Source organism: Streptomyces sp. NPDC008163 (genome assembly GCF_042956885.1).
Taxonomy (GTDB): Bacteria; Actinomycetota; Actinomycetes; order Streptomycetales; family Streptomycetaceae; genus Streptomyces; species Streptomyces drozdowiczii_A.
Genome location: NZ_JBIBHG010000001.1, coordinates 1019191 through 1040381 on the forward strand (window position 1 = coordinate 1019191; position 21191 = coordinate 1040381).

The 21191-nt window shown below is 73.1% G+C and carries 16 protein-coding genes; 14 read left to right on the forward strand and 2 right to left on the reverse strand.

Annotation, left to right across the window (positions count from 1 at the left end; all coding sequences use genetic code 11):
• Window positions 1-5 precede the first annotated feature (5 nt).
• The 14 genes from mnmA (at window position 6) to ACFZAT_RS04855 (ending at window position 18783) form a co-directional block, all read left to right on the forward strand.
• Complete coding sequence (gene mnmA / locus ACFZAT_RS04790) at window positions 6-1136, forward strand: tRNA 2-thiouridine(34) synthase MnmA (RefSeq protein ID WP_391259948.1); 1131 nt, start codon at window positions 6-8, stop codon at window positions 1134-1136.
• 168 nt (window positions 1137-1304) lie between these two features.
• Window positions 1305-1844 carry a TIGR00730 family Rossman fold protein gene (locus ACFZAT_RS04795; RefSeq protein WP_391259951.1) on the forward strand — a complete coding sequence of 180 codons (540 nt, stop codon included), beginning with the start codon at window positions 1305-1307 and terminating at the stop codon, window positions 1842-1844.
• Between the two features lie 43 nt (window positions 1845-1887).
• Window positions 1888-2577 (forward strand): SDR family oxidoreductase, encoded by a 690-nt coding sequence (locus ACFZAT_RS04800; RefSeq protein ID WP_073964848.1) that lies wholly within the window; start codon window positions 1888-1890, stop codon window positions 2575-2577.
• A 74-nt stretch (window positions 2578-2651) separates the two neighbouring features.
• The gene (locus tag ACFZAT_RS04805) at window positions 2652-3626 is read left to right on the forward strand and encodes a methionine synthase (protein WP_391260277.1); all 975 of its coding nucleotides are present in this window, start codon (window positions 2652-2654) and stop codon (window positions 3624-3626) included.
• 30 nt (window positions 3627-3656) lie between these two features.
• Window positions 3657-5873 (forward strand): NAD-dependent DNA ligase LigA, encoded by a 2217-nt coding sequence (gene ligA / locus ACFZAT_RS04810; protein WP_391259954.1) that lies wholly within the window; start codon window positions 3657-3659, stop codon window positions 5871-5873.
• Window positions 5874-6118: 245 nt separating this feature from the next.
• A complete protein-coding gene (locus tag ACFZAT_RS04815) occupies window positions 6119-8293 on the forward strand; it encodes an EAL domain-containing protein (protein WP_391259959.1) in 2175 nt (724 codons plus the stop codon).
• A gap of 137 nt (window positions 8294-8430) precedes the next feature.
• Window positions 8431-8727 carry an Asp-tRNA(Asn)/Glu-tRNA(Gln) amidotransferase subunit GatC gene (gene gatC, locus ACFZAT_RS04820; RefSeq protein ID WP_018102521.1) on the forward strand — a complete coding sequence of 99 codons (297 nt, stop codon included), beginning with the start codon at window positions 8431-8433 and terminating at the stop codon, window positions 8725-8727.
• Window positions 8728-8732: 5 nt separating this feature from the next.
• A complete protein-coding gene (gene gatA, locus ACFZAT_RS04825) occupies window positions 8733-10235 on the forward strand; it encodes an Asp-tRNA(Asn)/Glu-tRNA(Gln) amidotransferase subunit GatA (protein WP_161211025.1) in 1503 nt (500 codons plus the stop codon).
• The gene (locus tag ACFZAT_RS04830) at window positions 10232-10474 is read left to right on the forward strand and encodes a hypothetical protein (RefSeq protein ID WP_073963825.1); all 243 of its coding nucleotides are present in this window, start codon (window positions 10232-10234) and stop codon (window positions 10472-10474) included. The genes gatA and ACFZAT_RS04830 overlap by 4 nt, the downstream gene beginning before the upstream one ends.
• Window positions 10475-10489: 15 nt before the next feature.
• Window positions 10490-11998 carry an Asp-tRNA(Asn)/Glu-tRNA(Gln) amidotransferase subunit GatB gene (gene gatB, locus ACFZAT_RS04835; RefSeq protein ID WP_391259963.1) on the forward strand — a complete coding sequence of 503 codons (1509 nt, stop codon included), beginning with the start codon at window positions 10490-10492 and terminating at the stop codon, window positions 11996-11998.
• Between the two features lie 252 nt (window positions 11999-12250).
• Window positions 12251-14464 carry an MMPL family transporter gene (locus ACFZAT_RS04840; RefSeq protein WP_391259966.1) on the forward strand — a complete coding sequence of 738 codons (2214 nt, stop codon included), beginning with the start codon at window positions 12251-12253 and terminating at the stop codon, window positions 14462-14464.
• A 64-nt stretch (window positions 14465-14528) separates the two neighbouring features.
• On the forward strand, window positions 14529-15125 hold the full coding sequence (locus ACFZAT_RS04845) for a hypothetical protein (protein WP_391259969.1): 597 nt from the start codon (window positions 14529-14531) through the stop codon (window positions 15123-15125).
• A gap of 261 nt (window positions 15126-15386) precedes the next feature.
• Window positions 15387-15578 (forward strand): hypothetical protein, encoded by a 192-nt coding sequence (locus tag ACFZAT_RS04850; protein WP_391259972.1) that lies wholly within the window; start codon window positions 15387-15389, stop codon window positions 15576-15578.
• Between the two features lie 76 nt (window positions 15579-15654).
• Window positions 15655-18783 carry an AAA family ATPase gene (locus tag ACFZAT_RS04855; RefSeq protein ID WP_391259975.1) on the forward strand — a complete coding sequence of 1043 codons (3129 nt, stop codon included), beginning with the start codon at window positions 15655-15657 and terminating at the stop codon, window positions 18781-18783.
• Window positions 18784-18795: 12 nt separating this feature from the next.
• On the opposite strand, the gene ACFZAT_RS04860 is transcribed toward ACFZAT_RS04855, so the two are convergent.
• Complete coding sequence (locus ACFZAT_RS04860) at window positions 18796-19977, reverse strand: PQQ-dependent sugar dehydrogenase (protein ID WP_391260281.1); 1182 nt, start codon at window positions 19975-19977, stop codon at window positions 18796-18798.
• Between the two features lie 170 nt (window positions 19978-20147).
• Window positions 20148-21104, reverse strand: coding sequence for an aldo/keto reductase (locus tag ACFZAT_RS04865; RefSeq protein ID WP_391260284.1), 957 nt, complete (start codon window positions 21102-21104; stop codon window positions 20148-20150).
• Window positions 21105-21191: the final 87 nt, after the last annotated feature.

Sequence of the window (21191 nt, forward strand, 5' to 3'; positions counted from 1 at the left end):
GGGCTATGACTGAGACTCCCCAGCGCCCCCTCCGTGTGCTCGCCGCCATGTCGGGCGGTGTCGACTCCGCCGTCGCCGCCGCCCGCGCCGCCGAGGCGGGCCACGACGTGACCGGTGTGCACCTCGCCCTCTCCGCGAACCCGCAGTCCTTCCGGACCGGGGCCCGGGGCTGTTGCACCATCGAGGACTCCCGGGACGCCCGCCGCGCCGCGGACGTCATCGGCATCCCCTTCTACGTGTGGGACCTGGCGGAACGCTTCCGCGAGGACGTCGTGGAGGACTTCGTCGCCGAGTACGAGGCGGGGCGCACCCCCAACCCGTGCCTGCGCTGCAACGAGAAGATCAAGTTCGCCGCGCTCCTCGACAAGGCCCTCGCGCTCGGCTTCGACGCGGTGTGCACCGGCCACTACGCCACGGTCGTCACCGGCGCCGACGGCAACCGGGAGCTGCACCGCGCCTCGGACATGGCCAAGGACCAGAGCTACGTGCTCGGCGTCCTGGACGAGCGCCAGCTCGCCCACGCGATGTTCCCGCTCGGCGACACCCTCACCACCAAGGACGAGATCCGCGCCGAGGCCGAGCGACGGGGCCTCGCGGTCGCCAAGAAGCCCGACAGCCACGACATCTGCTTCATCGCCGACGGCGACACCCAGGGCTTCCTGGCCGACCGCCTCGGCGGCAGGGCGGAGGGCGACATCCTGGACGAGTCCGGTGCGAAGCTGGGCACCCACGAGGGCGCCTTCGGCTTCACCATCGGCCAGCGCAAGGGCCTGCGCATCGGCCATCCCGCGCCCGACGGCAAGCCGCGCTACGTCCTGGACATCTCCCCGGTGAACAACACGGTGACCGTCGGCCCCGCCGAGGCCCTGGACGTCACCGCGCTCACCGCGATCAAGCCCCGCTGGTGCGGCACACCCCCGTGCGGCCCGGGCACGTACACCGCCCAGCTCCGCGCCCACGGCGGCGAGACCGAGGTGACCGCCGAGCCGGCCGAGGACAGCCTGCACGTCACGTTCACGGAGCCGGTCCGGGGCGTCGCCCCCGGCCAGGCGGTCGTCCTGTACGACGGCACCCGCGTGGTCGGCTCCGCGACGATCGCGACGACGGTCCGCCGGGAGCGCGCGGCGACGGGCTGAGCCGCGTAGAGGCGCACAAGCCCCGCACGGCAACGCCCGACCCCAGTACGGGCGTGGCCGCGCGGGGCGCTCAAGGGTGTGCGCACCACGCATCTCAGGGTCCGCCACCCGGGCGCCCGCCGCATCCCGGCGGCGGGCCCGCGGAAGGCGGGCCTTACCGTGGCAGCCATGAACATCTGCGTCTTCCTCTCCGCCGCCGACCTTCCCGACCGCTACACCGTGCCCGCCCGCGAATTCGCCGAGCTGCTGGGGCGCGGCGGGCACACCCTCGTCTGGGGCGGGTCCGAGAGCGGGCTGATGAAGGTCGTCGCCGACGGCGTCCAGGAGGCGGGCGGGAAACTGGTCGGGGTCTCCGTGGACTTCCTGGCCGCCAAGGCGCGTACCAACGCCGACGAGATGGTCATCGCCCGCGACCTCGCCGAGCGCAAGGCGCTCCTGCTCGCGAAGTCCGACGCGGTCGTGATCATGGTCGGCGGCACCGGGACGCTCGACGAGGCGACCGAGATCCTGGAGCTGAAGAAGCACGGCAAGCACACCAAGCCGGTCGTCCTGCTCAACACCGCCGGCTTCTACGACGGCCTGCGCGAGCAGTTCCAGCGCATGGAGGACGAGGGCTTCCTGCCGCTCCCGCTGACCGAGCTGGTGTTCTTCGCGGAGGACGGCGTCGGCGCCCTGGCCTACCTGGAGGAGTCGGCCGGCCTGCAGTGATGTGCCGTACGGGGCCCGGGCGGCGGATGCGACGATGGGGGCCATGTCCACTCACCTCATCACCGGTGCCGGCTCCGGCATCGGCGCAGCGGTCGCCCGGCGTCTCACCGAGCGCGGCGACGACCTCGTCCTGCTGGCCCGCGACGCGGGCCGCGCCAAGGAGCTGGCCGCGCTCCACCCCGGCGCCCGCACCCTCGTCGGCGACCTGTCCAACCCGGACCGGCTCTCCTGGGCCCTCGCCCAGCAGAGCGTGCCGGAACGGCTCGACTCGCTGCTGCACATCGCGGGTGTGGTCGAGCTCGGCCCGGTCGGTGAGCTGACCCCCAAGGCGTGGCACTACCAGCTCAACGCCAACCTCGTCGCCCCCGCCGAGCTGACCCGGCTCACCCTGCCCCAGCTGCGCGTCGCCCAGGGCCACGTGCTCTTCGTGAACTCCGGCGCCGGGCTCTCCGCGAGCCCCGAGTGGAGCGCGTACGCCGCCAGCAAGCACGGCCTGAAGGCCCTCGCGGACTCGCTGCGCCACGAGGAGCACGGCAACGGCGTCCGCGTCACCACCGTCTACCCGGGCCGCACCGCCAGCCCCATGCAGGAGAAGGTCCACCGGCAGGAGGGCAAGGAGTACGACCCCGCCCGCTGGATCGACCCCGAGTCCGTCGCGACCACCATCCTGATGGCGCTCGACCTGCCCCGCGACGCCGAGGTCAACGACCTGACCGTGCGCCCCGGCCGCTGATCGCCGGGCCGTACGCTTCTCGCGTGAGCGAGATCAACGTGTTCAGGGACTGCCCGGCCACCGGGATCGGTTCGATGCCCGGGGGAGACGCCCGGGAGGCGGCCAGGACCGTCACCGGCTCCTTCGGCGACGGCGAGGGCATGCCGTACCTGGCGGAACTCCCGGCGCGCGGGCCCGGCGCCGACATGACCGGGCGCACGGTCGGACTGCTCTCCGAGCTGTACGGGCACGTCGAGCCCAGCGGCTGGCGGATCAGCGACCGGCCCGGCCGCGACACCCGCCGGGCCCGGTCCTGGCTCGGCGAGGACCTGGACGCCCTGGAGGAGTTCACCCAGGGCTACGAGGGCCCGCTCAAGGTCCAGGCCGTGGGGCCCTGGACGCTGGCCGCCGCCCTGGAACGCCGGGGCGGCGAGGCGTTCCTCGGCGACCCGGGCGCCTGCCGCGACCTCGCGGACTCGCTCGCCGAGGGGCTGCGCGGCCACCTCGCCGAGGTCCGCCGCCGGGTGCCCGGGGCGCGCATCGCCCTCCAGCTGGACGAGCCCTCGCTCACCGCCGTGCTGCGCGGCCGGGTCAGGACCGCCAGCGGCTACCGCACCCACCGCGCGGTGGACCGCCAGATCGTGGAGGCCACCCTGCGCGAGGTCCTGGCGGCGGCCGGCGGGACCGCGACGCTCGTGCACACCTGCGCCCCCGAGGTCCCGTTCGCGCTGCTGCGCCGGGCCGGGGCGGACGGTATCTCCTTCGACCTCTCCCTGCTCACCGAGCGTGAGGAGGAGGCGATCGGGGAAGCCGTCGAGGGCGGCACCCGGATGTTCTTCGGGGTCGTACCCGGCACCGACCCGGCCTCGGGCCGATTGTCCGACCCGGGCGGTAGCGTCATGGGTGTCAGGACGCTGTGGCGCAGGCTGGGGCTGAATCCGGGGACTCTCACCGAGTCCGTGACGGTCACCCCCTCGTGCGGACTCGCGGGTGCGTCGCCCGCGTACGCACGGGCCGCGCTCGCCCACTGCGCCCGGGCCGCGAGATCGCTCGCAGACAACCCTGAGTAGCGGGACGCTGGGTAACGGGAGGACGGGACGATGGCCGGCGAAGAGCAGACGGCGGTGCCAGCCGAGGCGCAGGAGCGGCACAAGCTCCTCGCGGAGCAGATCGAGGAGCACCGCTTCCGGTATTACGTGAACGACCAGCCGGTCGTCAGCGACGCCGAGTTCGACCGGCTGATGCGCGAGCTGGAGGCCCTGGAGGAGTCCCACCCCCCGCTGCGCACCCCGGACTCGCCGACCCAGAAGGTCGCCGGGCCGTACCGCACGCAGTTCACGTCGGTCGAGCACCGCGAGCCGATGCTGTCCCTGGACAACGCCTTCGACGACGAGGAGCTGGCCGCCTGGGGCGAACGCATCGCCCGGGACGTCGGCTCGCCCGGCTACCACTTCCTGTGCGAGCTGAAGATCGACGGCCTCGCCGTCAACCTCACGTACGAGCATGGCGTGCTGACCCGCGCCGCGACCCGGGGCGACGGCCGCACCGGCGAGGACATCACGCCCAACGTCCGCACCATCACGGACATCCCGCACCGGCTCAAGGGCGACCGGGTGCCCCCGTTGGTCGAGGTGCGCGGCGAGGTCTTCTTCCCGATGGAGGGGTTCGAGGAGCTGAACGCCCGGCTGGTGGAGGCCGAGGACAAGCCCTTCGCCAATCCCCGTAACGCGGCGGCCGGTTCGCTGCGCCAGAAGGACCCCAAGGTCACCGCCACGCGCCCGTTGCACATGGTGGTGCACGGCATCGGCGCCCGCGAGGGCTTCGACATCGACTGCCTGTCGCACGCCTACGAGCTGCTGCACGAGTGGGGCCTGCCCACCGCCAAACACAACAAGGTGGTCGACTCCCTCGAAGGCGTACGGGAGTTCATCGCGTACTTCGGGGAGCACCGGCACTCCGTGGAGCACGAGATCGACGGCGTCGTCGTCAAGCTGGACGAGATCCCGCTCCAGGGCCGCCTGGGCTCCACCTCCCGTGCCCCGCGCTGGGCCATCGCCTGGAAGTACGCGCCGGAGGAGGTCAACAGCAAGCTGGTCAACATCCGCGTCGGCGTCGGCCGCACCGGCCGCGTCACCCCGTATGCCCAGGTCGAGCCGGTCGTGGTGGCCGGCTCCGAGGTCGAGTTCGCCACCCTGCACAACCAGAACGTGGTCAAGGCCAAGGGCGTCCTGATCGGCGACACGGTGGTGCTCCGCAAGGCCGGGGACGTGATCCCGGAGATCCTCGGCCCGGTCGTGGACCTGCGCGACGGCACCGAGCGGGCGTTCGTCATGCCGACCCACTGCCCCGAGTGCGGCACGGAGCTGAAGCCCATGAAGGAGGCGGACGTCGACGTCCGCTGCCCCAACGCCCGCTCCTGCCCCGCCCAGTTGCGTGAGCGCGTCTCCTATCTGGCCGGCCGCAAGTGCCTCGACATCGACCACTTCGGTTACGTGGTCGCCGCCGCGCTGACCGCGCCGCTGGAGCCCGCCGAGCCGCCGCTGCGCGACGAGGGCGACCTCTTCGGGCTGACCGTGGAGCAGCTGCTGCCGATCCGGGCCTACGTCCTCGACCCGGACAGCGGGCTGCCCAAGCGCGACCCGAAGACCGGCGAGGAGAAGATCGCCCAGGTCTTCGCCAACCAGCAGGGCGAGCCCAAGAAGAACGCCCTCGCGATGCTCGACGCCATCGCCGCGGCCAAGGAGGCCCCGCTCGCCCGCATCCTCACCGGGCTCTCCATCCGCCACGTCGGCCCGGTCGCGGCCCGGGAGCTGGCCCGCCAGTTCCGGTCCATCGACCGCATCGAGGAGGCCACCGAGCAGGAGCTGGCCGACGCGGACGGGGTCGGGCCCATCATCGCGGCCTCGGTCAAGCAGTGGTTCGCCGAGGACTGGCACCGCGAGATCCTGCGCAAGTGGCGCGCGGCCGGCGTCCGGATGGAGGACGAGGGTGCCGGCGAGGACGAGGGCCCCCGGCCGCTCGAAGGACTCACCGTCGTCGTCACGGGCACCCTGGCCGGGCACACCAGGGATGGCGCGAAAGAGGCCCTGCAGAGCCGGGGAGCGAAGGTCACCGGTTCCGTTTCCAAGAAGACGGCCTTCGTCGTCGTCGGCGACAACCCCGGATCCAAGTACGACAAAGCGGTCCAGCTGAAGGTCCCCGTCCTGGACGAGGCCGGCTTCGCCGTGCTCCTCACCGAGGGCCCGGACGCCGCCCGCGAGGCGGCGGTCCCGGCCGGGGAACCGGCTCCGGAGGAGGGCGCCGCCCCCGCGGAGTGAGCGCCCGCCGACGCCTCGTCGGCGTCACCCGATCGGCGCCCAGGGGGTGCCCCCCTACCAGATGCTGACGGATAGTCGGTTCGCATTCGGGCAAGACCCGTAGACCGCTGCCCGTAGCAGCCCTCCGCGGCCTACTGTGGTCGGACACGCCCTCGAACCTGGCCACCGGGCGGGGCCGGGGTGCGTCGTGGCACGGCACGCATTCATCGGGTGACATCGGCATCGCCGGCTGTGAGAGGGACGGAATGAAACCGACCGAGAGCGCCGCACCGGTGGCGCGGCTGCAAGGTTTCGTGGGACCCGCGCCCAAAGTGGGCGCCGTCGTGGTGGCCCTGGCCACGATCCAGCTCGCGACCGGCTTCTCCCGTGCCCTCGGCCAGGGGCACGCACTCTTCCCGGACGGCCGGGCGGGCTGGTCGCTCGCCGTCCTCACCGGCATCGTCGTCGGCCACCTCGTCGCGCTCGGCCGGGACCGCTGGTGGGGCGGCACCGGCTCCGGCGCCGCCCTCACCCTGGCCGTCCTGCTGCTGTACGGCTGGGTGCCGGCCGGACTGGTCAGCCTCGTCGTGGTCGTCCTCGTCGGCGTCGCCCGCAGACACCGCTGGTGGCAGGGGCTGCTGCACGGCGCCGTGGACATCCTCGGGGTCGGCGCGGCGGCCCTGGTGCTCGCCGCGTTCGGCGAGGTGCAGTCCGTCGAGGCGCCCTGGCGGCCACTCGACTGGGGCATCGACGCCGTCCCGGAGGTCCTGCTCGCCGCCTCCACCTATCTGCTCGTCACCCGGGTCCTGCTGTGGTACTCGCGGGCCCAGCCCGGCGGCGGCCTGCCCACCGTCGCCCGCACCGCGATGCTGCGCCAGGGCCTCGTCGCGGTCGCCCTGCTCGGCATCGCGCCGCTGATCTGCGTGGTCGCGATGGCCCGGCCGGTCCTGCTGCCGCTCTTCGCGGTGCCGCTGATCGCGCTCGACTCCACGCTGTGGATCGCCCGCGCCCGCGCCGAGGAGCAGCTGAAGGACCCGCTGACCGGGCTGCCCAACCGCCAGTGGCTGCTGGAGCGGACCTGGACCGCGCTGGAGGAGGCGGAGGGCGTCGGCAGCCGGGTCGCCCTGGTCCTCATCGACCTCGACCGCTTCCGGGCCGTCAACGACACCCTCGGCCACCTGGCCGGCGACCGGTTGCTGCTCCAGATCGCCGAACGGCTCCGGCTCGCCCTGCCGCGCGGCGCGGAGGCGGCCCGGCTCGGCGGCGACGAGTTCGCGGTGCTGCTGCCCACCGCCGACTCCACGACCAGTGCCCAGCGCGTCGCCCGCCACCTGGTCGCCGAGCTGTCGTCCCCGCTGGACCTGGACGGACTGACCCTGGTCCTGGAGGCCAGCGCCGGCGTCGCCGTCTTCCCGGACCACGCGCTGGACGCGGAGGGACTGCTGCGCCGGGCCGACGTGGCGATGTACCAGGCCAAGCGGGACCGCACCGGCGTGGAGGTGTACGAGTCCAAGCGCGACAGCAACACCCCGGACCGGCTCGGCCTCCTCGGCGACCTGCGCCGGGCGCTGGACGCGGGCGAGGTGGAGCTGCACTACCAGCCCAAGGTCCGCTTCGACGGCCAGGTCGCCGGCCTGGAGGCGCTGGTGCGCTGGGTGCACCCGGAGCGCGGCAGAGTGCCCCCGGACGAGTTCATCGCCATCGCGGAGTCGTCCGGGCTGATGCCGCACCTCACCGAGTACGTGCTGGAGACGGCGCTCGCCCAGGTCGCCCGGTGGCGGGCCCAGGGCCTCTTCGTGCCCGTCGCCGTCAACGTGTCGCCGCGCGATGTGCACACCCCCGGATTCGCCGGCGGCGTCGCGGCCCGGCTCGCCCGGCACGGGGTCCCGGCGGGAGCGCTCCAGCTGGAGATAACGGAGCACGTGCTCCTGGAGGACCCGCAGCGGGCGGCGGACACGCTCGCCGGGCTGACCGGGCACGGCGTGAAGATGTCCCTGGACGACTTCGGCACGGGGTACTCCTCGCTGGTCCATCTGCGCCGGCTGCCGGTCAGCGAGCTGAAGATCGACCGCTCGTTCGTGGCCCGGCTCGCCATCGACCACGAGGACGCGGAGATCGTCCGCTGCACCATCGACCTGGCCCACTCGCTCGGCCTGCTCGTCGTCGCCGAGGGCGTCGAGGACGACGAGACCTGGGAGCGGCTGCGGGACCTGCGGTGCGACGCGGTCCAGGGCTGGCTGGTGGCGGCCGCGATGCCGCCCCAGGAGACCACGGCCTGGCTGCGGGCCCGGGGCGAGCACGGCTGGCGCCGCCCGGCCGAACTGGCGGCGGCGGCGGGGGCCGGGGCCCCGGCCCCCGCCGCGGCGCCCGCGGCCCCGGCGCCCGAGCTGGAACAGCGCCCCTCCGGCCGCACGACGGGCCCGCGCCCCGCGACGACGTAGCGGCCTCCGGTGAAGACGTACGGAGCGGTCTCCCGTACGGACGACGGGGCGGCCTCCCGTAAAACCGTGTCCTCAGCCGTGCGGCCGACCCCATAGGATTGGGCGAAAACCACACACCAACCCCTGAGGATCGCTGCATGCCTGGCATCACGCGCGAGGAGGTCGCCCACCTCGCCCGGCTGGCGCGTCTGGAGCTGAAGGGCGAAGAGCTCGATCACTTCGCCGGTCAGCTCGACGACATCATCGGCGCGGTCGCCCGCGTCTCCGAGGTCGCCGACCAAGACGTACCGCCGACCTCCCACCCGCTGCCGCTGACGAACGTCATGCGGGCGGACGTCGTCCGTCCGTCTCTCACCCCCGAGCAGGCGCTCTCCGGCGCCCCGGCCCAGGAGCAGCAGCGTTTCAAGGTGCCGCAGATCCTGGGGGAGGACTGACTGCCATGACGGACATCAGCAGCATCATCAAGCTCACCGCGGCCGAGATCGCCGCGAAGATCGCCTCCGGCGAGCTCACCGCCGTCCAGGTCACCGAGGCCCACCTCGCCAGGATCGACGCCGTGGACGAGAAGGTGCACGCCTTCCTGCACGTCGACCGCGAGGGCGCGCTCGCCCAGGCCCGCGCCGTGGACGCCAAGAAGGCGGCCGGCGAGAAGCTGGGCCCGCTGGCCGGAGTCCCGCTCGCGCTCAAGGACATCTTCACCACGAAGGACATGCCGACCACCGTCGGCTCGAAGATCCTCGAAGGCTGGGTCCCGCCGTACGACGCGACCCTCACGCGGAAGCTGAAGGCCGCCGACGTCGTCATCCTCGGCAAGACCAACATGGACGAGTTCGCCATGGGGTCCTCCACCGAGAACAGCGCCTACGGCCCCACCGGCAACCCCTGGGACCTCACCCGCATCCCGGGCGGCTCCGGCGGCGGCTCCTCGGCCGCCCTCGCCTCCTTCGAGGCCCCGCTCGCCATCGGCACGGACACCGGCGGCTCCATCCGCCAGCCCGCCGCCGTCACCGGCACGGTCGGCGTCAAGCCCACCTACGGCGGGGTCTCCCGCTACGGCATGGTCGCCTTCTCGTCCTCCCTCGACCAGGGCGGCCCCTGCGCCCGCACGGTCCTGGACGCGGCCCTGCTGCACGAGGCGATCGCCGGGCACGACCCGATGGACTCGACGTCGATCGACGCGCCGGTGCCGCCGGTCGTGGAGGCCGCGCGCAACGGCTCGGTCCAGGGCATGCGCGTCGGCGTCGTCAAGCAGTTCTCCGGCGAGGGCTACCAGGCCGGGGTCGTCCAGCGCTTCAACGAGTCGGTCGAGCTGCTGAAGTCGCTCGGCGCCACGGTCGTGGAGCTGGACTGCCCGACGTTCGACCTGGCCCTGTCGGCGTACTACCTGATCGCGCCCTCCGAGTGCTCCTCGAACCTCGCCCGGTTCGACGCCATGCGCTACGGCCTGCGCGTCGGGGACGACGGCACGAAGTCCGCCGAGGACGTCACCGCGCTCACCCGCGAGGCCGGCTTCGGCGACGAGGTCAAGCGCCGCATCATCCTCGGTACGTACGCGCTCAGCTCCGGCTACTACGACGCGTACTACGGCTCCGCGCAGAAGGTCCGCACGCTGATCACCCGCGAGTTCGAGCAGGCCTTCGAGCAGGTCGACGTGATCGTCTCGCCGACCACGCCCACCACCGCCTTCCCGATCGGCGAGCGCGCCGACGACCCGATGGCGATGTACCTGGCCGACCTGTGCACCATCCCGACCAACCTCGCCGGCAACGCCGCCATGTCGCTGCCCTGCGGCCTGGCCCCCGAGGACGGCCTGCCCGTCGGCCTCCAGATCATCGCCCCGGCGATGAAGGACGACCGGCTGTACAAGGTCGGAGCCGCCGTCGAGGCCGCTTTCGTGGAAAAGTGGGGACACCCGCTGATCGAGGAGGCTCCGTCGCTATGAGCGCCATGACCAAGAAGGCCAAGAACTTCAAGAAGTCGAAGACCGGGCTGTACGTGTCGATGGCGACCACCGCCTTCGGAGCGCTCAGCGTCGCCAAGCAGGCGAAGCTGGCCCGCTCGGACAACGACACGCTGCGCCTCATCGACGCCGCCGTGTCCGCCGCCGCCATCGCCACCGGTCTCGCGATCCTCTATCGCGAACTGAAGCGTCTCGGCGACGACGACGTACTGCTGGGCTGAGAGGGAAAGTTTTCCGTGACTGTCATCGACCTGGAGTCGTACGAGGACGCCCTCGCGACGTACGACCCCGTCATGGGCCTTGAGGTCCATGTGGAGCTCGGCACCAAGACGAAGATGTTCTGCGGCTGCTCCACCGAGCTGGGGCAGGACGCCAACACGCAGACCTGCCCGGTCTGCCTCGGGCTGCCCGGCGCGCTGCCGGTCGTCAACGAGATCGGCGTGGAGTCGGCCATCAAGATCGGCCTCGCGCTGAACTGCGAGATCGCCGAGTGGTGCCGCTTCGCCCGGAAGAACTACTTCTATCCGGACATGCCGAAGAACTTCCAGACCTCCCAGTACGACGAGCCGATCGCCTTCAACGGCTATCTGGACGTTCAGCTGGAGGACGGCGAGGTCTTCCGGGTGCAGATCGAACGCGCCCACATGGAGGAGGACACCGGCAAGTCGACGCACGTCGGCGGGGCCACCGGCCGTATCCACGGCGCGTCCCACTCCCTGCTCGACTACAACCGCGCGGGCATCCCGCTCATCGAGATCGTCACCAAGCCGATCGAGGGAGCGGGCGCACGCGCCCCCGAGGTCGCGCGGGCGTACGTCGCCGAACTGCGCGAGCTCATCAAGGCGCTCGGCGTCTCCGAGGCCCGCATGGAGATGGGCCAGATGCGCTGCGACGTCAACCTGTCGCTGCGCCCCAACGGCACCGAGACCTTCGGTACGCGCTCCGAGACGAAGAACGTGAACTCGCTGCGTTCCGTCGAGCGCGCCGCCCGCTTCGAGATCCAGCGCCACGCCGCGGTGCTGAACTCCGGCGGGACGATCGTGCAGGAGACCCGGCACTTCCACGAGGAGGACGGCTCCACCACGGCCGGCCGCATCAAGGACAACGCCGAGGACTACCGCTACTTCCCCGAGCCCGACCTCGTACCCGTCGCCCCGGCCCGCGCCTGGGTCGAGGAGCTGCGCAAGGGCCTCCCCGAGCTGCCGCGCGTCCGCCGCGCCCGGCTCAAGGAGGAGTGGGGCGTCTCCGAGCACGACATGCAGTCCATCCTCAACGCGGGCGCGGTCGACCTGATCGTCGCCACGACCGAGGCGGGCGCCCCCTCGGACCAGGCCCGGAAGTGGTGGATGGGCGAGCTGGCCCGGAACGCCAACGAGACCGGCCGCGGCCTGGACGAACTGCCCGTCACCCCGGCACAGGTCGCCCGGGTGGCCGAGCTCGTCGCCGCGGGCGACCTCAACGACAAGCTCGCCCGCCAGGTCCTGGAGGGCGTGCTCGCCGGCGAGGGCGACCCGGACACCGTCGTCGAGAAGCGCGGCCTGAAGGTCGTCTCCGACGAGGGCGCGCTGTCCACCGCCGTGGACGAGGCCATCGCGGGCAACGCCGCCATCGCGGACAAGATCCGCGGCGGCAAGGTCGCGGCGGCCGGCGCGCTGGTCGGCGCGGTCATGAAGGCGACCCGAGGCCAGGCGGACGCGGCCCGCGTCCGCGAGCTGATCCTGGAGAAGCTGGGCGTCGAGGGCTGACGCCTCCCGCGTACGCCGCAGGGGCGGTGGGTCCGGTGCGAACCGGGCGCACCGCCCCTCGTCGTACCCGGGTCCACGGGGTGGGTGCGGCCATGTCGCCCATAAGGGGATGCGCCCGCTGTGACCCTCCCCACGAATGGGGCAAATGATCTCGAATGGCTGCGAGAGTGGCCGTTCTCAGGTCATGCGTTCTCCCTCGGGCGGCTTCTGCCGGTTCCGGGAGCACCACGAACCCGCAGGGAGCACGTCCCCTTGGCTGCCATCGCCCGCTGGTGCGTCACGCACCGCCTCATCGCCGTCCTGCTCTGGCTGCTCGCCCTCGGGGGCACGGCCGCCGCCGCCGGGTTCGCGGGGTCCGCCTACACCAACGACTACGAGGCGCCGGGCACCGAGTCCGGGCGCGCCGCGGAGCTGCTGAAGAGCGGGTTCACCGATCTCGGCGGGGACACCGACACCATCGTCTGGCACACCGCCGACTCCACGGTCCGGGCCACCGACGTCGAGCAGAAGATGACCCGCACCCTGCACGCCGTGGAGCGGCTGCCCGGGGTCGGGGCGGTCGACAGCCCCTACACGGAGACCGGGGCCGCGCAGATCAGCACCGACGGGCACACCGCGTACGCCACGGTCACCTTCGACCAGCGCGCCGACGACGTGCCCGTGGCGCAGGCGCGAGCGGTCGTGGACACCGCGAAGGCGGCCGGGAGCCCGCATCTGCGCGTCGAACTCGGCGGCCAGGCCATCGGGCTCACCGAGGCGCCCGCCGCGCATCTCAGCGAGGTCATCGGAGTCGGCGTCGCGGCCGTCGTGCTCTTCCTCGCCTTCGGCTCGCTCGCCGCGAGCCTGCTGCCCATCGCCACGGCCCTCGTCTCGGTCGGCACGGCGTACGCGGGCATCGTGCTCCTCGGACACCTGATGACCGTCGCCGACTTCGCGCCCATGCTCGGCATGCTGATAGGGCTCGGCGTGGGCATCGACTACGCCCTGTTCATCGTCACGCGGCACCGCAGAGGGCTCAGGCGCGGCATGACCGTGCCGGAGGCCGCGCAGCACGCGGTGGCGACGACCGGCCGGGCCGTGGTCTTCGCCGGGGCCACCGTCTGCATCGCGCTCCTCGGCATGCTGATCCTGCGCCTGAGCTTCCTCAACGGCGTGGCCATCGCCGCCTCCCTCACCGTCGTCCTGACCGTGGCCGCCTCGGTCACCCTGCTGCCGGCCCTCCTCTCGCTCATCGGACTGCGGGCGCTCAGCCGGCGCGAACGGGCCCGGCTCGCCGAGCACGGGCCGCAGCCCGAGCCGCCCACCGGTTTCGCGGCCCGCTGGTCCGCCTTCGTGGAGCGGCACCCCAAGCTCCTGGGCGCGGTGGCCGCCGCGGTGATGCTGGTTCTCGCGCTGCCCACCTTCTCGCTCCACCTGGGCAGTTCCGACCAGGGCAACAACGCGCGCTCCTCGACCACCCGGCAGGCGTACGACCTGCTCGCCGACGGCTTCGGGCCCGGCGTCAACGGACCGCTCACCGTCGCCGCGCACCTGGACGGCGCCGACGACCGGCTCGCGATGGACGCCCTGCCGGCCACCCTGCGCACGGTCGACGGGGTGGCGTGGGCCCACCCGGTGACGTACAACGCCGCAGGCGACTCCGCGTACATCACCGTCGTCCCCGACTCGGCCCCGCAGTCCCGCGCGACCAGCGACCTCGTGGAGCGGCTGCGTACGGACGTGCTGCCGAAGGCCGCCGACAACACCTCGCTGGAGACCCATGTCGGCGGGGTCACGGCCAGCTACGACGACTTCGCGCAGATCATCATCGGCAAGCTGCCGCTGTTCATCGGCGTCGTCATAGGACTCGGCTGCCTGCTCCTGCTGCTGGCCTTCCGGTCCGTCGGCATTCCGCTGAAGGCAGCGGCGATGAACGTCGCGGCGGTCGCCTCGTCGTTCGGCGTCGTCGTCGCGATCTTCCAGTGGGGCTGGGGCAGCGAGCTGCTGGGCCTGGGCAGCCCGGGCCCCATCGAACCCTTCCTGCCGGTGATCATGGTCTCCGTGCTCTTCGGCCTCTCCATGGACTACCAGGTCTTCCTGGTCGGCCGGATGTACGAGGAGTGGCTGGAGACCCGCGACAACCGGCGCGCGGTCCGGGTCGGCCTCGCCGAGACGAGCCGGGTGATCAACTCGGCCGCCGTGATCATGATCTCGGTGTTCCTCGCCTTCGTCCTGAGCGGCGACCGCGTCATCGCGATGTTCGGCATCGCGCTCGCGGCGGCCGTCGCCCTGGACGCCTTCGTCCTGCGCACCCTGCTCGTCCCGGCCCTCATGCACCTCCTGGGCGGCGCCAACTGGTGGCTCCCCGGCTGGCTGGAGCGCCGGCTGCCCCGCCTGAGCATCGAACCGCCGGACCGCCCGGTGGTGCGGGTGCCGGTGCCGGCTGTGCGGACGTACGAGGACGAGCCGGCCGAGCGCGTCCACTGACCGCACGCCGGGGCGACGGAGGGCGTTAAGGGGCCTCTCATCTGGGGCACCTAGCGTGCGCCGCATGAACCGCACCACGCCCGCGACCGTCACCGACGGCGAGAAGACGACCGACGAGCCGACCGAGACCCCGGAGACGACACAGAGCACCGACCGCGCCGTCGCGGAGAGCCAGGAACCGCGGGACCGGGACGAGACGGGCCCGGTGGACGAGCCGGAAGCCGTCGAGGAGACCGACGACGACACCGACGAGGAGACCTCCGGGCGGCTCGCCGCCGCCTCCGCCGCCGTCGTCTCCGCCGGACTCGGCGTCGTCGGCCTCACCGGCGCCTGGACCGGCCGGGTCGCCGCCGAGCGCGAGACCCTGATCGGTCAGATCAAGACCCAGTCCGGCGGCTCGGCCGCCCAGCAGATCAACGAGATCTACGGCGACGCCTGGCACTCCACCGCCCTGGTCAACGGCATCTTCGGCCTCCTCGCCCTGCTGGTCGGCAGCTACGTCCTGGTCCGGCCCGCCTTCGGCGCCCCCGCCCGGCAGCCGCAGGCGGGCTGGGTCCGCGCGGTCGCCCGGGGCGGCATCGCCCTCGGCGCCCTCGGCGTCCTGATCTCCATAGCCATGTACTTCGACCTCATCGTCGCCCTGCCCACCGCGGGCGGCTAGGCCCTGTCGTCACATGGCGTCGCCCGGCAGACGGGAAGGTGACGACGCCCCCTAGGGCCTCCGGCGCCACGGACTAAGGCATGTCCGGACGGTTTCACCGGTCCTAGGGGTGGTAAGGCCCCGGGCCTAAGGCGCCCGTACGCCACAGATGCGGAACACGCCCGATGTGGCGCACCCCCCTGGGGGACGAGAGTGGTGGCACGGCAGAGGAACTGCCGCCCACCGAGGCCCGCAAGGGCCCTCACCCCAGGGGGACATCCCATGTTCGAGTACGAACTCCACAAGGTCATGCACGCCGAACTCCTGCGCCGCGCCGACCTCCAGCGCCTCGCCGGCGAAGCGACCCGCGCCCGCCGCACCTCGCGCCGCGACGCCCGCCGCACCGCACGCCAGGAGGCGGAGGGGCCGGTGAGTACCGGCGGCGTACGGGACCGGTTCACGCACGCCGCCTGAGGCAGTGGCGGTGGACCGGGGCCCGGGGCCTCTCAGCCCACGGCAAATTCCGTCCGCACGGTCGGACCCGTGTGCGATGCTCGCCCACGTGGAGACCAGGTCAGTCAGTCCCGTGTTCGTCGGCCGCACCGGCGAACTCAACTCGCTCACCGGCGCGCTCACCCGCGCCGCCAAGGAACCCTCCGGCGCCGCCGGAGGGTTCTCCGGCGCGCCCCAGGCCCTGCTCATCGGCGGCGAGGCCGGCGTCGGCAAGACCCGCCTCGTCGAGGAGTTCCTCGCCCTCGCCGCCCGGCGTGACGCCGTCGTCGCCGTCGGCGGCTGCGTCGAGATCGGCGCCGAGGGCCTGCCCTACGCCCCCTTCTCCACCGCCCTGCGCGCCCTGCGCCGCGCCCTGCCCGACGAGATGGCCGCCGCCTGCGCCGGCCAGGAGGGCGAACTGGCCCGCCTCCTCCCCGAACTCGGCGAGACCGCCCGCGACGGCAACGACGAACTCGGCACCGCCCGCCTCTTCGAACTGACCGTCCGGCTCCTGGAACGCATCTCCGCCGACCGGGCCGTCGTCCTCGTCCTGGAGGACCTGCACTGGGCGGACTCCTCGACCCGCCACCTCCTCGCCTACCTCTTCCGCACCCTGCGCAGCGGCCGCCTCGTCGTCGTCGGCACCTACCGCGCCGACGACATCCACCGCCGCCACCCCCTGCGCCCCCTCCTCGCGGAGATCGACCGGCTCCGCACCGTCCGCCGCATCGAACTCTCCCGGTTCACCCGCCCCGAGGTCCGCCGCCAGCTCGCCGGCATCCTCGCGGACACCCCCGACCCCGCCCTGGTGGACGAGATATTCGAGCGCTCCGACGGCAACGCCTTCTTCGTGGAGGAGCTGGCCTGCATCCTGGAGTGCGGTGACGGGGACGGCGACGGCCTGCCCGAATCGCTGCGCGACCTCCTCCTCGTCCGGGTCGAGGCCCTGTCCGCCGACGCCCAGAAGGTCGCCCGGATCGTCGCCGAGGGCGGCTCCGCCGTCGAGTACGAACTGCTCGCCGCCGTCGCCGGGCTCGGCGAGGACGACCTCATCGCGGCGCTGCGCACCGCCGTCGGCGCCAATCTGCTCCTCACCACCCCGGACGGCGACGGCTACCGCTTCCGCCACTCCCTGGTCCGCGAGGCCGTCAGCGACGACCTGCTCCCCGGCGAGCGCTCCCGCCTCAACCGCCGGTACGCGGAAGCGCTGGAGGCCGATCCTTCCCTCGTCCCCGACGACGAGCGCGCGACCCGCCTGGCCAGCTACTGGTACGGCGCGCACGACGCCGCCAAGGCGCTGCCCGCCGTCCTGAAGGCATCGGTCCGGGCCCGCCGCCGCAACGCCTACGCCGAGCAGCTGCGCCTCCTGGAACGCGCCCTCGAACTGTGGGACGACGCCCCCGACGACGTCCGCCGCACCCTGCGCCCCATCGACTACGCCGAGGTCTACCCGACCTGCGGGCGCGACGCCTCGACCCCGCTGACGTACCTCGACCTGATGGCCGAGGCCACCGTAGCCGCGCGCCTCGGCGGCGAGCGCGAACGGGCCTTCGCCATCTGCAAGAAGGCCCTGCGCATCCTGGAGGGCGAGGACGACGCGCTGCGCGCCGCCTGGTTCTGGGTCCAGCGCTCCCGCCTCGTCCAGGACCTGACGCGCGGCGACGGCTGGGAGGAGCTGGCCACCGCCGAGCGGCTGGTCCGGGGCCTGCCCCCGTCGAAGGTGCACGCGTTCGTCCTGATGCTGGTGGCCGGCTGGGGCGCCCTGCACCGCCCCGGCGCCGAGACCCTGGCCGCCGCCGAGCGGGCCGTGGAGTACGCCCAGCTCGTCGGCGACGAGTACATCGGGCTGCACGCCCGGCTCACCCGGGGCTGGCTCAACGCGGACGCGGGCGCCGTGGACGAGGGCATCGCCGAGATGTACACCGTGCGCGACCGGGCCGACGAGCTGGGCCTCATCGACATCATGGGCCGGGCCAGCATCAACCTGCCCTCCACGCTGGAGGCCATGGGCCGCTCCCTGGAGGCGGTGGCCGCCGCCGACCACGGCATCCGCATCTGCCACGAGCACGGCGTCGCGGACATGGAGGCGTGGGTCCGCACCAACCAGGCGATGTCCCTGTTCTCGCTGGGCCGCTGGGACGAGGCGGCGGCCACCACGGAGGCCGCCGCCCGCAAGTCGCTGTCCCGCAAGTCCCAGGGACTGGTCGCCTCCCGCCGTACCGAACTCGCCGTCGCCCGGGGCGACATCGCCGAGGCCGAACGGCAACTCGCCCTGACCCGCCGCTGCTTCGGCTCCAGCGACCCCCAGCCCCAGCACTTCATCAACCCGGTACGCCACACCATCCAGATCGCCGTACGGCAGGGCCGGCTGCCCGAGGCGCGCGCCGCCTTCGAGGAACAGGCCGCCGAGGGCTTCCCCACCGGCACCCAGCGCTACGCCTTCCCCATGCTGCACGTCGTCGCGGCGGCCGAGGCCGACGCCCGTGGCCTGCCCGCCACCGAGCCGGGCCGCCCCGCCGTCCTCGACCTGGTCCGCAGCCACCTCAAGCGGCTGCCGGTCCTCGTCCCGGTCTGGTCCGCCTACGCCCTCCTGGTCGAGGCGGAGCTGGCCAGGGCCGAGGGCGTCGACACCCCGGACCACTGGGAGGGCGCCGCCCGGGCGTTCACCCCGCTGCACCGCCCGTACGAGCTGGCGCAGATCCACCACCGCTGGGCGGAGGCCCTGCTCGTCGCCTCCGGTGACCGGGCCGCCGCCACCGGCCTGCTGCGCGACGCGCACGCCACCGCCGTCCGGCTCGGGGCCCGCCCGCTCACCGAGACCATCGAGCTGCTGGCCGGCCGCGCCCGCATCGCCCTGGCCGGGGCGGGCGGCGAGGCCGAGGAGATCCCGGCCGCGGTCGTCGTGTCGGACGAGCCCGGGCCCGCCCGGGACCCCTCCGACGAGCAGCTGCGGGCCGCCGCGGCCGCGGTGGAGTCCTTCGGGCTGACCCCGCGCGAGCAGGACGTCCACCGGCTGGTCGCGGCGGGCTTCACCAACCGGCGGATCGCCGAGGAGCTGTACATCTCGCCGAAGACCGCGAGCGTCCACGTCTCCAACATCCTGGCCAAGCTGGGCGTGACCGGCCGGGGCGAGGCCGCGGCGCTCGCCCACCGGCTGCGGCTGTACCCGGTGCCGGAGCACCGGTGAGGCGGCCGGGGGCTACTTGACCTGTACCAGCAGGATCTTGTCGTCGCCCGGCTCCGGCGTGCCCCGGCTGTCCGTCTCGCCGGTGACCAGCCACAGCTTGTCGCCGCCCGCCGCGAGCACCGTCCGCAGCCGGCCGTACTCGCCCTCCAGGAACGCCTGCGGGTCCGCCAGGGGCTCGTCGGCGGCCCCGTCCTCGCGGGAGAGCGGGATGCGCCACAGCCGCTCGCCCCGCAGCCCGGCCATCCAGATGGAGCCCTTGACGTACGCGATGCCACTCGGCGACGCCTCGGAGGTCTTCCACTGGGCGACCGGATCGTGGAAGCCCTTCTGGTGCGCGGTGCCCTCGACGTCCGGCCAGCCGTAGTTGCCGCCCGGCTCGATCAGGTTCAGCTCGTCCCAGGTGTCCTGGCCGAACTCGGAGGCCCACAGCCGCTTCTCCGCGTCCCAGGCGAGGCCCTGGACGTTGCGGTGCCCGTACGAATACACCACCGAGTCGCCGTCCGGGTTGCCGTGCAGCGGCTCGCCGTCGGGCGTCATCCGCAGGATCTTGCCCGCCAGGGACTTCTGGTCCTGGGCGCGGCCGTCGTCGCCCGTCTCGCCGGTGCCCGCGTACAGCGCGCGGTCCGGGCCGAAGGCGATCCGGCCGCCGTTGTGGATCTGCCCCTTGGGGATGCCCCGCAGGATGGTGTCCGGGGCGCCGAGCAACTGGCCGGGGGAGCCGTTCTCGTCGTAGATCATGCGGGCGATGCGGTTGTCCGACGCGGTGGTGAAGTACGCGTACACCTGGTGGTCCGTGCCGAAGTCGGGCGATACGGCGAGGCCGAGCAGCCCGCCCTCACCGGCCGGGGCGACCCCGGGCACCGTGCCGAGGAGCTTCTTCTTGCCGGTCTTCGCGTCGATCCGGGTGATCGTGCCCTTGTCCCGGGAGCCCACCAGGAGGTCGCCGCCGGGGAGCGCGGCCAGCCCCCAGGGGGAGTTCAGCCCCTCGGTGAGCGTCGAGACCACCTTCGCCGAGCCCTTGGCGGGGGGCTGGTCGGCCGGGGGGCGGGAGACGGACGGCGACGGGGAGGGGGACGCGGCGGCCGACGCGGAGGGGGAGTGCGCCGGGGAACTCGCGCCCGCCGGACTCCCGGTGCCGTCCTGCGAGCTGCACCCGGCGGCCATCAGCAGGGCCCCGGCCGCCAGCACGGCCACCGCACCCCGCCGCGCCCCCGGGCCACCCCGGCCGTCCCCCGTACGACGCCCCTCGGAGCCCTGCACTGATCCCACCACCACACCTGTCCCTTCAACGGCCGCCTGTCCCCTGTTCTTACACCGAGCGGGCGCGGACCGGGGCGCTTTCCGGACCGGTGACGGGCGTGGCCCTAGTCCCAGGACTCGCGGGGCGGGGGCAGCCGGTCGATCTCCGCCAGGTCGCGTTCCGTCAGGGTCAGCCCGGCCGCGCCCGCGTTCTCCACCGCCCAGTCCTCCCGCTTCGTGCCCGGCACCGGCACCACCTGGGGCCCCTGGTGCAGCACCCAGGCCAGGGCCACCTGCGCGGGCGTCGCCCCGTGCCGCTCGGCGACCCGGCGCAGCCCCACCACCAACGGCTGGTTCGCCGCCATCATCTCGGCCGTGAACCGGGGGTGCCGGGCGCGCAGATCCTCCGGCTCGAACCCCTGGCCCGGCGTCAGCGTCCCCGTGAGGAAGCCGTTGCCCAGCGGCATCGCGGCCAGGAAGCCCACGCCCCGGTCCGCGCACCACGGCAGCAGCGACTCCAGCGCCTGCGGCGACCACACCGAGAGCTCCGCCTGCACCGCGCTGACGGGGAAGACCTGCTGCACCCGCTCCAGCTGCCGGATCGTTCCGTCATGCATCCGGGCACCCGGCCGCCGCGACGCCCGCGCACCGACCGCGCACAGCCCCAGCGCCCGCACCTTGCCCGCGCCCACCAGCTCCGCCATCGCGCCCCAGGTCTCCTCGACGGGCACCTCGGGGTCGGCGCGGTGGAGCTGGTAGAGATCGATCACATCCGTCTGGAGCCGTCGCAGCGAGGCGTCGCAGGCCCTGCGCACGTAACCCGGCCTGCCGTTGGCCACGATGTGCTGATCGCCCACCAGGAGCCCGCACTTGGTGGACACGAACGCCTCCGAGCGCCGCCCCTTGAGGGCCCGCCCCACCAGCAGCTCATTGGTGAAGGGCCCGTACATGTCGGCGGTGTCGAGCAGTTCGACACCCGCGTCCAGCGCCGCGTGCACCGCCCGCAGCGCGCGGTCGCCGCGCTGCTGCGAGGCGCTGTACGCCCAGCTCATCGGCATGCAGCCGAGACCGACCGCGCCCACGGCGAGCGCCGCCGCACCGAGACTCCTGCGCTCCAACTCCCGAACCCCTCCTCGCACCGCCAACAACCTAACCTCTGCGTCCCGGAG